This window comes from Rhizobium sp. SAFR-030, assembly GCF_059415005.1.
Genome location: NZ_JBPFDO010000004.1, coordinates 167,922 through 181,086, shown reverse-complemented (window position 1 = coordinate 181,086; position 13,165 = coordinate 167,922). Strand labels below are relative to the sequence as shown.

At 63.8% G+C, this 13,165-nt stretch carries 11 protein-coding genes and 1 other RNA gene; 4 read left to right on the top strand and 8 right to left on the bottom strand.

Annotated elements, in window-relative coordinates:
- Positions 1 to 2 precede the first annotated feature (2 nt).
- The 8 genes from ACR65N_RS13820 to ACR65N_RS13785 form a co-directional block, all read right to left on the bottom strand.
- On the bottom strand, positions 3 to 584 hold the full coding sequence (locus ACR65N_RS13820; RefSeq protein WP_440457489.1) for a 5-formyltetrahydrofolate cyclo-ligase: 582 nt from the start codon (positions 582 to 584) through the stop codon (positions 3 to 5).
- Positions 581 to 1,867 (bottom strand): hemolysin family protein, encoded by a 1,287-nt coding sequence (locus ACR65N_RS13815; RefSeq protein WP_440457488.1) that lies wholly within the window; start codon positions 1,865 to 1,867, stop codon positions 581 to 583. Before ACR65N_RS13815 ends, ACR65N_RS13820 begins: the two co-directional genes overlap by 4 nt.
- A gap of 200 nt (positions 1,868 to 2,067) precedes the next feature.
- A complete protein-coding gene (locus tag ACR65N_RS13810; protein ID WP_440457487.1) occupies positions 2,068 to 3,096 on the bottom strand; it encodes a sensor histidine kinase in 1,029 nt (342 codons plus the stop codon).
- 15 nt (positions 3,097 to 3,111) lie between these two features.
- Positions 3,112 to 3,549, bottom strand: coding sequence for a response regulator (locus ACR65N_RS13805; protein ID WP_430304494.1), 438 nt, complete (start codon positions 3,547 to 3,549; stop codon positions 3,112 to 3,114).
- The gene (locus ACR65N_RS13800; RefSeq protein ID WP_440457486.1) at positions 3,546 to 5,045 is read right to left on the bottom strand and encodes a sensor histidine kinase; all 1,500 of its coding nucleotides are present in this window, start codon (positions 5,043 to 5,045) and stop codon (positions 3,546 to 3,548) included. The genes ACR65N_RS13805 and ACR65N_RS13800 overlap by 4 nt, the downstream gene beginning before the upstream one ends.
- Positions 5,046 to 5,125: 80 nt before the next feature.
- Positions 5,126 to 5,284, bottom strand: a non-coding RNA gene (ssrS, locus tag ACR65N_RS13795) — 6S RNA.
- Positions 5,285 to 5,365: 81 nt separating this feature from the next.
- Positions 5,366 to 5,743 carry a cell division protein ZapA gene (locus tag ACR65N_RS13790; RefSeq protein ID WP_430304492.1) on the bottom strand — a complete coding sequence of 126 codons (378 nt, stop codon included), beginning with the start codon at positions 5,741 to 5,743 and terminating at the stop codon, positions 5,366 to 5,368.
- 22 nt (positions 5,744 to 5,765) lie between these two features.
- Positions 5,766 to 6,038 (bottom strand): DUF4164 domain-containing protein, encoded by a 273-nt coding sequence (locus ACR65N_RS13785; protein WP_430304491.1) that lies wholly within the window; start codon positions 6,036 to 6,038, stop codon positions 5,766 to 5,768.
- Positions 6,039 to 6,357: 319 nt separating this feature from the next.
- On the opposite strand from ACR65N_RS13785, the gene tkt reads away from it, so the two are divergent.
- From tkt to ACR65N_RS13765, 4 genes are all read left to right on the top strand, one after another.
- Entirely contained in the window at positions 6,358 to 8,337 is a 1,980-nt protein-coding gene (tkt, locus tag ACR65N_RS13780) for a transketolase (RefSeq protein ID WP_440457485.1), read from the top strand.
- A gap of 73 nt (positions 8,338 to 8,410) precedes the next feature.
- On the top strand, positions 8,411 to 9,421 hold the full coding sequence (gene gap, locus ACR65N_RS13775; RefSeq protein WP_440457484.1) for a type I glyceraldehyde-3-phosphate dehydrogenase: 1,011 nt from the start codon (positions 8,411 to 8,413) through the stop codon (positions 9,419 to 9,421).
- Between the two features lie 364 nt (positions 9,422 to 9,785).
- Positions 9,786 to 11,720 (top strand): potassium/proton antiporter, encoded by a 1,935-nt coding sequence (locus ACR65N_RS13770; RefSeq protein ID WP_440457483.1) that lies wholly within the window; start codon positions 9,786 to 9,788, stop codon positions 11,718 to 11,720.
- A 71-nt stretch (positions 11,721 to 11,791) separates the two neighbouring features.
- A complete protein-coding gene (locus tag ACR65N_RS13765) occupies positions 11,792 to 12,991 on the top strand; it encodes a phosphoglycerate kinase (RefSeq protein ID WP_440457482.1) in 1,200 nt (399 codons plus the stop codon).
- Positions 12,992 to 13,165: the final 174 nt, after the last annotated feature.

The following is a 13,165-nucleotide window of genomic DNA, read 5'->3' as shown; positions in this document are numbered from 1 at the left end:
GATCAGGGTTCGAAACGTCTCCAGCCGCTCTCCGTCAATACGGCGTGCAGGCGGACGTCGTGGGGTTCTGCGGGAACTGATGCCACCTCCTGGCAGTCAAAGGCAATGCCGACCAGCCGCGGAAACAAGCCTTTTTTGTGCAATTGAGCGATCGCCCTGTCGTAGTAGCCGCCGCCATAGCCGATGCGCTGTCCGTCGGCGTCGAAGGCCGCCAGCGGCACCAGCATGACGTCTGGATCGAGCACTTCGGCGTCCGGACCGGGCCCGACGGTGCCGAAGCCCATCGAGATCAGCGGCGCGCCGGGCACCAGCTCGCGAAAGACGATGGTCTGGCGGTCGAGGATCACCGGAAGGCAGAGACGCGCGCCGCGTTGCTTGAGGCATGTCATCAAAGGCCGGATGTCCGCCTCGGAGCGGATGGGCGAAAAACCCGAGACGATGGTTCCGTGCTCGATGGCGAGACCGGTGTCGCCATGCTCGGCCATTGCCAGGCTCGCCTCGATCCGTGTTTCAGTCGGCAGGGAATCGCGGGCATCGAGGCGCTCGGCGCGCAGGCGGGCTTTTTCGTCCGCCGCGCTCGTCATGCCTCTTCGGACACCCGCCGCACGAGCAGCTTGTCGATCCGCCGGCCGTCGAGGTCGATGACCTCGAACACCCAGCCGTTCCATACGAAGCTCTCGCCGAGTTCGGGCAGGTGCTTCAGTGCGTCAAGGACGAAACCGGCGACCGTCTCGTAATCAAGGTCGTCCTTCATCGAAAAGCCCATCTGGTGGGCGAACTCGTCGATAGGCAGCCAGCCGGCCACCAGGAAGGAGCCGTCGTCGCGCTGAACAATGGCCGGCTCCTCGATCTCGTTCTCCTCGAAGACGCCGGTGATTGCCTCGAGGATGTCGCCGGAGGTAATAATGCCTTCGAAGTGACCGTATTCGTCGTAGACCAGAACCATCTGGGCCGGCGCCTTGCGCAGAGCCTGGATGACATCCAGCGCTCCGCTGAGATCGGAGACAACGGGGGCCTCGCGCATCAGGCCGCGGATGTCGATGTCCTTGTTCTGGCCGACCGCGTCATAGGCATCCTTCATGAAAAGGACGCCGATAATTTCGTCCGAGGAGCCGTTGCGGATTGGCAGGCGCGAGCGGTGGGTGGCGCGCAACTGCTGGCGGATCTCGGCCGGATCGTCTTCGATGTCGATCACTTCGACGTCGCGGCGTGGGGTCATCAGGCCGCGGGCGGCCCGGTCGGCAAGCCGCATGACGCCGGAGATCATCGCCGATTCCTGCGATTCGATGACGCCGGCGCTGTGTGCCTCGGCGAGAACGGTGCGGATCTCTTCGTCGGTCACCTTGTCGCCTGACTCGCCCTTCTGGCCAAGCAGAGCAAGGATTGCGCTGCCGGACGTGTTGAGCAGCCAGACCAGCGGAAGGGCCACCTTCGACAGAAGCAGCATGGCCGGCGCGACCCGCGAAGCAACCGATTCGGGCGCCCTGAGTGCGATCTGCTTGGGAACCAGTTCGCCGACGATCAGCGACAGGTAGGTGATGGCGACAACGACCGAGCCGACGCCGAAGCCATCGGCAAGTGCCGGCGACAGGCCCTGTTCGCTCAGCCAGCCGGACAGGCGAGCGCCGAGCGTCGCGCCGGAGAAGGCGCCTGACAGGACGCCGACCAGAGTGATGCCGATCTGCACGGTGGAGAGGAAGCGGCCGGGATCTTCGGCGAGCCGAATGGCGACGCTCGAGCCCTTGTTGCCCTGCTCGGACATGACCCTCAACCGGACGGGGCGGGCGGAGACGACCGCCAGTTCCGACATGGCGAGAACGCCGTTGAGGAGAGTCAGGAGGACGACGATGAGTATTTCGGTTATCAAAAGACGCTCACTTGTTGACGTCAAGGATGGGACTGAGCCTCAGTGCCGAACAATCCCGGATCAGGCGATGGGCCGGCCGATCCTGCCGCGCCAACACCGAAAGCGAATTTAAGTTCCCTCGGCGCCGGCGACTGACGTTCCGATAATCTTAGCGGGCAGGCAGGCGCATTGCAATCGATGTTCCCGAACCGCCCCGACCATCAGAGGTCGAGTTCAAGCTCGGCGCGCGTGCCGCGTGCGACCGGCACGTAGTGGATCGTCGATCCGAGCGTCGAGGCCATGGAACGGACGATGCGGCTGCCGAGCCCGGTGCCCTTCGGATTGGATCCCTCGACGAGGCCGATGCCGTCGTCCTCGACGGCGAGCAGTGCCTGGCCGTCGCCGCTGCGCCTCAGGATGACGCGGACTTCTCCTTCGGTGCCGGCCGGATAGGCATATTTGATGGCGTTGGTCAGCAGCTCCGTGACGATCATGCCGACAGAGACCGCCCGGTCGGACGTCAGCGACACAGGTTCCGCCTCGAGCCGGATCGAGGGGCCCTGACTTTCGACATTGACCGACCGTTGCACCTCCTGCACCAGCGTTTCGAGGTACTTGGCCATCTCCACATGACGAACGTCGTCCGAGGTGTAGAGACTGCGGTGCATGCCGGCGACCGCGGTGATCCGCGCCTGGGTTTCGGCCAGTGCCTCGCGCACCGATTCGTCCTTGCTGTTGGTCACCTGCAGCCGGATGAGGGCTGCGACGAGCGCCAGACTGTTGGCAACGCGATGATTGACCTCGGCCAGCAGCACTTCGGCGCGTTCCTTGCCGAGGCGGATCTCCTGGTCGGCCCGCTCCTTCTCGCGCCGCAGCTCGGCCGTGGCGATCGCCTGGTGCAGGGCGCTCTGCATCAGCGACCAGAATTCCTCGCCGACCGTCTTGATCACATAGTCTGAGGCACCGTTCTTCAGCGCATCGACGGCAATCGTCGCCTCGCTCGAGCCGGTGACGTAGATGGTCGGGAGGTTGATGCCACGGGCGTTCAGCTGGCGCAGGATGTCGAGGCCGGTCTCGCCGCGCAGGTAGTGGTCGAGCACCACTGCGTCGAACCGGCCATGCTCGAGAGCCGCCAGGCACGCTTCTCCATCGAGGACATGATGCACGTCATAGCCGAGCCGTCCGAGCGAACGCTGGGCGAGGCGACCGAGTGCGACATCGTCATCGACATAGAGAATGGTCTGCGACATCGGCTCCAGCGGCGTTCAAGGGATCTGCATGACGGAGAAGAACAGGCCCAACTGCCGGATGGCATTGGCAAAGCTGTCGTAGTCCACCGGCTTGGTGATGTAAACGTTGGCGCCGAGATCGTAACAGCGCTGGATTTCCCGCTCGTCATCGGTGGTGGTGAGGATGACCACCGGCAGGCGCTTGGCATGCGGATTCGACTTCACCTTCTCGAGGATGTCGATGCCTGACATGTCCGGGAGGTTGAGGTCGAGCAGGATGAGCATGTAGCGACCCTGGATGTTTTCGCCGGAGCGGTCGGTGCCAAGGATGTAGTCGAGCGCTGCATTGCCGCTGGTGAACGGCACGATCTCGTTGTTGACGCCGGCGCGGCGGACGTTCTTCTCGATGAGGCGGGCATGGCCTTCATCGTCCTCGACCATCACGATGGTGACTTCGCGGCCTGCTGCTTTCATGACCCGGTACTCCTGACATGCTGGGAAAGATCCATCGGCAGCCGGATGATGAAGGTCGAACCGCTGCCGAGCGTCGAGGTCACGGTAATCTCGCCGCCTAAATTTCTGACTAACGAGCGGACATGGGCAAGGCCGATGCCTTCGCCCGGGCTGTCCTGCAGGCCGGAGCGGCGGAACAGCTCGAAGACGCGCTCGTGGTCTTCGGGCGCGATGCCACGGCCATTGTCTGCGATCTCGATGCGCAGCGCGTTGCGGCCGGTGATGAAAGCCCTGACGGAGATGCTGAGCGGCCGCTCCGGGTGCTTGTACTTGACGGCGTTGTCGAACAGGTTGCCGAATATCTGTTCGAGCGAGAAGCGGTCGGTGACGAGCGCGCGGGCGGCCGCGACGGAAATGCTGATCTCGCCGCCGGCTTCTGTGACCTGGTGGTTGATGCTGTCGGAGGTGGCTTCCAGAAGCTCCTGCAGGTCGACGCGCTCCGGCTTCAACTCCCGCCTGCCGTCGCGGGAAATCTTCAGGATGGCGTTGATCAGGCCGTCCATCTTGCGGGTCGAGGAGCGGATGAAGGAGATGGCTTCGGGAAGATCTTCCTCGACAGCCAGCCGGGCGGCGCGGATCTGGTCTTCAGTCGGCTTCTGCTCGTCGGCCAGAATGACCGTGCTCACCGATTTCAGCGTCTGATCGAGTTCGCTGGTGAAGCCCATGATGTTGACCAGCGGCGCGCGCAGGTCGTGGCTGACGATATAGGCGTAGCGCTGGATTTCGCGGTTGGCCTGGATGAGATCATCGGTGCGTTCGTTGACCCGTTCCTCAAGGCTGGTGTTGAGTGCCTCGACCTCCCGGTGAGCACGCGACAGTTCACGAACGTGCTGGACGACGATGAGGATCGCGCCGCCGATGACGATCATGATGACAAGTCCACCGCCGACCGTGAACCAGGTCAGGACGGACGACGTGTCGCGCAGGTCCTGCACATCGGAATTGAGGCGCTTGTCGAGATCGCGGATCAGCGTCACGAGCAGGCTGCTGATGTCGTCCATAATCTCGCGGCCGGTGGCCTTGCGCACGATGTCGATCGCCTGGTCGAACTTGCCGGCGTCGGCAAGCGCCACCGTCGACTTCAACTCGTCGAGCCTGCGTTCCAGCAGCACGTTGAACTGCTCGATGGGAAAGCCGATCACCGTCTGGTTTTCGTAGGTCTGCTTCAGGCGGCTCCGCTGCCTCTCCATCCCCTGGGTGGCTGCGATATAGGGTCTCAGAAACTGCTTGTCGCCGCTCAACAGATAGCCGCGCTGGCCGGATTCGGCGGCCCGCAGGTAGAGGATCATGTCGGAGGAGGCGGCGCGCAGTTCCCGCAGCTTGATGACTTCATCGAAGTAGCTCTGGGTCATACGCGACAGCACGACGGAGGCAATGACGATGCCCGCCAGAACCGCGGCGCCGACCATCAGCATGAGCAGCGACGAGCGCGCAAACTTGGTATTGAAGATTGCCATCGGGCTTCCGTGACCTGTCCGTTGGACAAGGGCATCGGGCGGCTGGCCCCGGAAGTCAAGGGAGCGACGGCAGAATGAAAGTGCGATCCACGGCAACCGATGGAGGTTTACGATCCTGGGTGCCTACAAACGTAGGTGGGCGCCGTATGTCCAAGCCCACGGGCCTGGCCAGGGACAGCTCCCTTTGGATCGAGTATGGCCCCAGGGATTGTGGTTCCTGTCGAGAAGCGCAGAACGCAACGTCAATATAGGCGCGATTTCAGCCGCTCGCCAGTGGGATCTTCAAGGAAAACGCAAGTGCCCGCCGGATGAGCGGGGGATCAGCTGGATTGGCTGCCGGGGCGGGCGTTCAGCTTGGCGGTGATGCCGTTCAGACGGCCCGCCAGATCGCCGATCGCGGCGACCAGCGTCGCCTCGTGCTTCTGCAGTTCCTGGCTGGCGCCGTCCTGGGTCGAGCGCAGGCCCTCGACCTCTTTCTCCAGCGCCGCGATGCGGCGGTTGGTCTCCGACAGCTCGTCCATCACCATGATGCCGGCCATGACGGTGACCCGCAGGTCGCCGATCTCGCCGAACTGGCTCTTCAGGTGCCCGACATAGCGGTCAAACTGCGATGCCAGATCCTCCAGGTGACCCTGCTGACCCTCTTCGCAGGCCATGCGGTAAGCCTTGCCGTCGATCGTTACCGTTACCTGCGCCATGCGCTTCTGATCCCCTGATGGACTACCGGTCGAGAACGGCGCGGATGGTTTCCATGGCCGTCACAAGTCGCCGGGAGACCTCGCGATTGACTTCTTCGAGCCGGTTGGCGCGGAATTCCGACTGATCCAGTTCCTGGGCCAGCCGTGCGCGATCGGCATGCACGCGACGGACCTCGCCTTCGACATCGGCAGCTTCTCGCTGCCGTTCGAGGCGGGCATCCAAGGCGTTCTCGAGGCTGTTCACGGCAGCCGAGAGCTCGGATATGGCTGCGTTCAGGGTCTTGTCCAACGGCATCCTGCTGGGTCTTGAAGCCGACACGGCGAAGTTTCGAATCGTGCCGGCCGGCTTGACTGTCTGGCGAGCACCCTAAGTGGCAGACCGTGGACGGTCAATAAAGTGACAGCCGGCCGAGGAACGTCAGCTGTGGATCGCCGTTCGGGAGGCGCTGTCCGAAGGCGGAACCGGGGCATTGCGGCGGGCTTCCCGTTCGCCTTGCACAGCCTCCCGGGCGGCCCCATTTGTTGACTTGGGCGTGGCACCTGATAAGGATCGACCGCGCCTCATTTGGTCCCGCGCGGGACCGTGATTGACACTGCAAACCAGCGGGCTAGCCATGACCTCTCCTGACAAACACAATCGGATGGCAAATGCGATCCGTTTCCTCGCGATGGATGCCGTCGAGAAGGCCAATTCAGGCCATCCGGGTCTGCCGATGGGTGCCGCGGATGTCGCCACGGTCCTTTTCAGCCGCTACCTCAAGTTTGATCCGAAGAACCCGCTCTGGCCGGACCGCGACCGCTTCGTGCTGTCGGCTGGCCATGGGTCGATGCTCCTCTATTCGCTCCTCTACCTGACGGGTTACGAGGACATGACGATCGAGGATATCAAGCAGTTCCGCCAGCTGGGCTCCAAGACTGCCGGCCACCCCGAATACGGCCACGTTTCAGGCATCGAGACGACCACCGGGCCGCTCGGCCAGGGTCTTGCCAATGCCGTCGGCATGGCACTTGCCGAGAAGAAGCTCTCCAACGAGTTCGGCGGCGACCTGCAGAACCACTTCACCTACGTGCTCGTCGGCGACGGCTGCCTGATGGAAGGCATCAGCCAGGAAGCCATCGCCATGGCTGGCCACCTGAAGCTGAACAAGCTCGTGGTCTTCTGGGACAACAATTCGATCACCATCGACGGCGCCGTGTCGCTGTCGGATTCGACGGACCAGATCGCCCGCTTCAAGTCGGTGCACTGGAACACGATCGAAGTCGACGGTCATGACCAGGAGGCCATCGCCGCGGCCATCGAGGCTGCCCAGAAATCCGACCGTCCGACCTTCATCGCGGCCAAGACCATCATCGGTTTCGGCGCCCCGAACAAGCAGGGCACGCACAAGGTGCACGGCTCGCCGCTCGGCGCCGAGGAAATTGCCGCAGCCCGCAAGGCGCTGAACTGGGAATCGGAAGCCTTCGTCGTGCCGGCCGACGTGCTGGATGCCTGGCGTCTCGCCGGCCTGCGCTCCACCAAGGCCCGCAAGGAATGGGAGGAGCGGCTTGCCGCTACCCCGAGCGAGACCCGCGCTGAATTTGTCCGGCGCTTTGCCGGCGACCTGCCGGGCGGCTTCGACAGCGCGATCGATGCCTTCAAGCGCAAGATTGCCGCAAATCCGCCGACGGTCGCCACCCGCAAGGCCTCCGAGGATACGCTCGAGGTCATCAACGGCCTGCTGCCGGAAATGCTCGGTGGCTCCGCCGACCTGACGCCGTCGAACAACACCAAGACCAGCCAGATGAAGTCGATCACGCCGACCGACTTCTCCGGCCGCTACATGCACTACGGCATCCGCGAGCATGCGACGGCCGCTGCGCTGAACGGCATCTCGCTGCATGGCGGCCTGATCCCCTATTCGGGCGGCTTCCTGATCTTCTCCGACTACTGCCGTCCCTCGGTGCGCCTGGCTGCGCTCATGGGCATCCGCGTCGTGCATGTCTGGACGCATGATTCGATCGGCGTCGGTGAAGACGGCCCGACCCACCAGCCGGTCGAGCATCTCGCGTCGCTGCGGGCTATCCCCAACCTGCTGCTGTTCCGCCCGGCCGACGAGACCGAGACCGCTGAATGCTGGCAGCTGGCGCTGAAGGAAAAGCACCGCCCGTCCGGCCTGGCGCTGACCCGCCAGAACCTGATGCCGGTGCGCACCGAATACGAGGAAAAGAACCTCTGCGCCCAGGGCGCCTACGAGCTTGTCTCGTCGAGCGACGCCAAGGTGACGATCTTCGCCTCCGGTTCGGAAGTCGAAATCGCTGTGAAGTCGGCGCAGGCTCTGGAAGCCAAGGGTGTCGCCACGCGCGTCGTCTCGGTGCCCTGCGTCGAGCTTTTCATGGGCCAGTCGGACGATTACCGCCGCGCCATCATCGGCCGCTCGCCGGTCAAGATCGCCGTGGAAGCTGCGGTGCGCGAGGGCTGGGATACGTTCATCGGCAATGACGGCACCTTCATCGGCATGAAGTCGTTCGGTGCATCGGGTCCGGCCAAGGATCTCTACAAGCATTTCGGCATCACCGTGGAAGCCGTGGTCGCCGCAGCCGAAGCCAAGCTTTGAGCTTTGAGGGGCGCTGCAGTAACCGGCGCCCCCGCCCATTTCCAAAAAGCCCACTTCAAGGGAGTGAATGCATATGACTGTCAAGGTTGCCATCAATGGCTTCGGCCGCATCGGCCGCAACGTTCTGCGCGCCATCGTCGAATCGGGCCGAACCGATATCGAAGTCGTCGCGATCAATGATCTCGGCCCGGTCGAGACGAATGCCCACCTGCTGCGCTATGACAGCATCCACGGCAAGTTCCCCGCAGACGTCAAGGTCGAAGGCGATACGATCATCGTTGGCGGCGGCAAGCCGATCAAGGTGACGGCTGTCAAGGATCCGGCCCAGCTGCCGCACGGCGAGCTCGGCGTCGATATCGCCATGGAATGCACCGGCATCTTCACCGCCCGCGACAAGGCGGCGCTGCACCTGCAGGCCGGTGCCAAGCGCGTCATCGTGTCGGCTCCGGCCGACGGCGCCGACCTGACGGTCGTCTTCGGCGTCAACCACGACAAGCTGACCAAGGATCACCTTGTCATCTCCAACGCCTCCTGCACGACCAACTGCCTGGTGCCGGTCGTCAAGGTCCTGAACGATGCGATCGGCATCGATCACGGCTTCATGACGACGATCCATTCCTACACGGGCGACCAGCCGACGCTCGACACCATGCACAAGGACCTGTACCGCGCCCGCGCCGCAGCCCTGTCGATGATCCCGACCTCGACCGGTGCCGCAAAGGCCGTTGGCCTGGTGCTGCCGGAGCTGAAGGGCAAGCTCGACGGCACCTCGATCCGCGTGCCGACCCCGAACGTCTCGGTCGTCGACTTCAAGTTCGTCGCCAAGAGGAACACCAGCGTCCAGGAAATCAACGAAGCCATCAAGTCGGCCTCGAACGGCCAGCTGAAGGGCATCCTCGGCTACACCGAAGAGCCGCTCGTTTCGCGCGACTTCAACCACGACAGCCATTCGTCGATCTTCGCGATCGATCAGACCAAGGTGCTCGAAGGCAACTTCGTGCGCATCCTCACCTGGTACGACAACGAGTGGGGCTTCTCGAACCGCATGTCCGACACGGCCGTGGCGCTCGCCAAGCTCATCTGATCCGTCGGGTCACAAAGCATCGCATCTGGAGGCGGCCGGTTACCGGTCGCCTCTTTTCGTTCGGGGCTTTCGCAGGCGTGCGTGACACGGCTGCATCCCGATCGCCAAACCGTACGGCCGGTGCCGTTTCTGCCCTTCTCTTGCCGGATTCGATCCCGCGTAATGATCGGGTCGTCTGATTCCTCGCCGGCGCCATCCGGATCCGTATAGTTCCCCATAGTCCGCCGCTTATCCGGCGGCGTTTCGGCAAGGTCATACTGGCCGGCCGGCGGGACCTGCGGACCACCCGGGAGGTCCAGGAAAGGACGCAGCTTCGCGCCGGTTGCACGAAGCTGACGAGTGCAAGGCAGGAAGGGCAGGGGTCTTGGAGGCATTCTACATCATAGTGCTGGTGAGCACGATCCTGGTCCTGGTTGCCGCCTTCTCCAGTCTCCTTGCTTTCCGCTTCGGTGCACCGCTGCTGCTCGTCTTCCTGCTGATCGGCCTTGTCGCCGGTGTCGACGGCCTCGGCATCGATTTCAGCAACTACTCGATGGCCTATGTATTGGGATCGCTGGCGCTGGCGGTCATCCTGTTCGATTCCGGCTTCGGCACCTCGCTGCATGCCTTCAAGATCGCCGCCGCTCCGGCGATCACCATGGCGTCGCTGGGGGTCATCCTCACCGCGTCGATCTTTGCCTGCGCCGCATCGCTTCTTCTCGATCTCACTTGGCTGGAAGGCCTGCTGCTCGGGTCGATCGTCGCCTCTACGGACGCGGCTGCGGTATTTTTCCTGTTGCGCATCGGCGGCATCCACATCCGTGACAAGGTCCGCTCGTCGCTGGAGGTCGAATCCGGCACCAACGATCCGATGGCGGTGTTCCTGACGGTGGCTCTCGTCGAACTGATCAGCGCCGGCCACGGCTCGTCTGGGTTCAACCTTGAACTTCTGGCGATGTTCGTGAAGCAGATGGGGCTCGGCGGCGTGGTCGGCCTGCTCGGCGGCATGATGATCGTCAACGTCCTCAACCGGCTGCCGGTCGATCGCGGGCTGGCGCCGATCTTCGTTTTGGCGCTGGCGCTGCTGGTGTTCTCCTTCACCGGCGCGATCGGCGGCAGCGGTTTCCTCGCCGTCTACGTCGCCGGCATCTATGCCGGGAACCGCAAGATCTTCGCCAAGGAGGCGATCACGCGCTTCCAGGACGGACTGACCTGGCTGGCGCAGATCATCATGTTCCTGGTGCTCGGCCTGCTCGCCACCCCTTCGGATTTCCCGCAGATCCTGCTGCCGGCAATCGGCCTTGCGCTGTTCCTGATCTTCGTCGCCAGGCCTATCGCCGTGTGGCTCAGCCTTCTGCCTTTCGATTTCACCCAGCAGGAGATCGGCTTCGTCGCCTGGGTGGGCTTGCGCGGTGCCGTGTCGATCCTGCTCGGCATCATGCCGATCCTCGGCGGGATCGACGCCAGCCATGTCTACTTCAACACCGCCTTCATCATCGTGCTCGTGTCGCTGCTGCTGCAGGGCTGGACGATCAAGCCGGTTGCCGAGCGGCTCGGCCTGATCATTCCGCCACGGATGGGCGAGGTCGACAAGGTGGAACTCGATCTGCCGGGGCGGGCCAATCACGAACTGATTTCCTACCGGGTGATCAAGGATTCGCCGGTGCTGCGCGGCGAGCGGATCCCCCGATGGGCGATGCCGTCGCTGGTCATCCGCGACGGGCGCAGCATGCGCTATCAGTATGCCGGGCGGCTGCGGGAGAACGACCAGATCTACCTGTTCATCGCACCCGGCTATTCGCGGCTGCTCGACCGGCTGTTTGCGAGCCGCGCGCCGGTGGACGAGGACGACGCGGACTTCTTCGGTGCCTTCGCGATCTCGCCGTCTCGTCCGGCGAAGGAGCTCGACGCGGCCTACGGTCCGGGGCTCCTGTCGGTTGCCGAGCAGGGGATGACGGTCGGCGACCTGATGACGTACCGGCTGGGCGGCAGGGCGGACTATGCGGACCGGGTGCGTCTGGGTTCGATCATCCTCATCGTCCGCGATCTCGACGAACACGAGCACATCCTTTCCGTCGGCATTTCGCTCGAACCCGTGGAGCCGGCGACGCGTCTGCCGATCTTCATCAACATGCGCGAGATCGCCCATCGGGTGCGCGATGCCATCCGCCGCAGCCGCGGAAGGCCGGTGCCGGGCTCTTCACCGGTGGCTGCCGGGCCGGCTGCCGCAGCGCAGGCGCCACCCTCGGCAACGCCATCCGACGACCTGCCAGAAACCCTGTCGGACCCACGTCCGGACGAGGGGGAAAATAGGGCGTGACTGCCTTGCGTCGCCGCTCAGGTGGGCTATGGTCCCGATCGCATTCCCATAACCTACAGTGGATTTCAGACATGCCGGCCTTCAAGACCCTTGACGATCTCACCGACATCGCGGGCAAGCGCGTTCTCGTGCGCGTCGATCTCAACGTTCCTGTATCGGGCGGCAAGGTCACCGATACGACCCGCATTGAACGTGTCGCACCGACCATCCTGGAGCTGTCGGGCAAGGGCGCGAAGGTTATCCTCCTGGCGCATTTCGGCCGCCCCAAGGGCGCCCCTGTCGCCGACATGTCGCTGAAGCTGATCGCGCCGTCGGTCGAGTCGGTGCTCGATCACTCGGTCCTGTTCGCCGACGACTGCATCGGCGAGCCAGCTGCGACAGCGGTGGCCGAGATGCAGAACGGCGACATCCTGCTGCTCGAAAACACCCGGTTCCACGCCGGCGAAGAGAAGAACGGTCCGGACTTCACCGCGGCGCTGGCCGCCAATGGCGACATCTACGTCAACGATGCATTCTCGGCGGCTCACCGGGCGCATGCTTCGACGGAAGGGCTTGCCCACCATCTGCCGGCCTATGCCGGCCGCACCATGCAGGCTGAGCTCGAAGCGCTGGAAAAGGGGCTCGGCGAGCCCGTGAAGCCGGTCGTCGCGATCGTCGGCGGCGCCAAGGTGTCGACCAAGATCGACCTGCTGATGAACCTGGTAAAGAAGGTCGACGCGCTGGTGATCGGTGGCGGCATGGCCAACACCTTCATCGCCGCGCGCGGCACGTCGGTCGGCAAGTCGCTCTGCGAGCACGACCTGGCGGAGACCGCCAAGCAGATCATGATCGAGGCGGCGAACGCCAAATGCGCCATCGTCCTGCCGGTCGACGGTGTTGTCGCCCGGGAGTTCAAGGCGGGCGCTGCGAACGAAGTGGTCGATATCGACGCCATTCCGGCCGACGCCATGATGCTCGACGTCGGGCCGAAATCGGTCGAGGTGATCACCGGCTGGATCGAGCGCGCCGAAACGCTGGTGTGGAACGGTCCGCTCGGCGCCTTCGAGATCGAGCCCTTCGACGCGGCGACTGTCGCTGCGGCGAAGGTTGCCGCCGCGCAGACCAAGGCCGGCAAGCTGGTTTCGGTCGCCGGCGGCGGGGATACGGTGTCGGCGCTCAACCACGCCGGCGTTGCCGACGACTTCACCTATGTCTCGACGGCCGGCGGGGCCTTCCTCGAATGGATGGAAGGCAAGGAACTGCCCGGCGTCGCAGTGCTGACCCGCGGCTGAGCGACCGCGTGCAGTTAGCGCATGCGGGGCACCTGCCAAGGGCTCCGCATGCGGATGTTAACCGCTTTTAAAATAATCGGATATTTTAAACGATTGAAAGAAATTCAATCGTTTCAAGCTTTAAGCATAGGATTTCCTTGCAAAAAAACTTCTGTTATCCGCGTGTGATAGCGA

What these genes read in the sequence shown, in the direction of transcription:
- ACR65N_RS13820 (WP_440457489.1), bottom strand. Translation starts at nt 584, where the DNA reads ATGACGAGCGCGGCGGACGAAAAAGCCCGCCTGCGCGCCGAGCGCCTC.
- ACR65N_RS13810 (WP_440457487.1), bottom strand. Translation starts at nt 3,096, where the DNA reads ATGTCGCAGACCATTCTCTATGTCGATGACGATGTCGCACTCGGTCGC.
- ACR65N_RS13805 (WP_430304494.1), bottom strand. Translation starts at nt 3,549, where the DNA reads ATGAAAGCAGCAGGCCGCGAAGTCACCATCGTGATGGTCGAGGACGAT.
- ACR65N_RS13800 (WP_440457486.1), bottom strand. Translation starts at nt 5,045, where the DNA reads ATGGCAATCTTCAATACCAAGTTTGCGCGCTCGTCGCTGCTCATGCTG.
- ACR65N_RS13790 (WP_430304492.1), bottom strand. Translation starts at nt 5,743, where the DNA reads ATGGCGCAGGTAACGGTAACGATCGACGGCAAGGCTTACCGCATGGCC.
- ACR65N_RS13785 (WP_430304491.1), bottom strand. Translation starts at nt 6,038, where the DNA reads ATGCCGTTGGACAAGACCCTGAACGCAGCCATATCCGAGCTCTCGGCT.
- tkt (WP_440457485.1), top strand. Translation starts at nt 6,358, where the DNA reads ATGACCTCTCCTGACAAACACAATCGGATGGCAAATGCGATCCGTTTC.
- gap (WP_440457484.1), top strand. Translation starts at nt 8,411, where the DNA reads ATGACTGTCAAGGTTGCCATCAATGGCTTCGGCCGCATCGGCCGCAAC.
- ACR65N_RS13765 (WP_440457482.1), top strand. Translation starts at nt 11,792, where the DNA reads ATGCCGGCCTTCAAGACCCTTGACGATCTCACCGACATCGCGGGCAAG.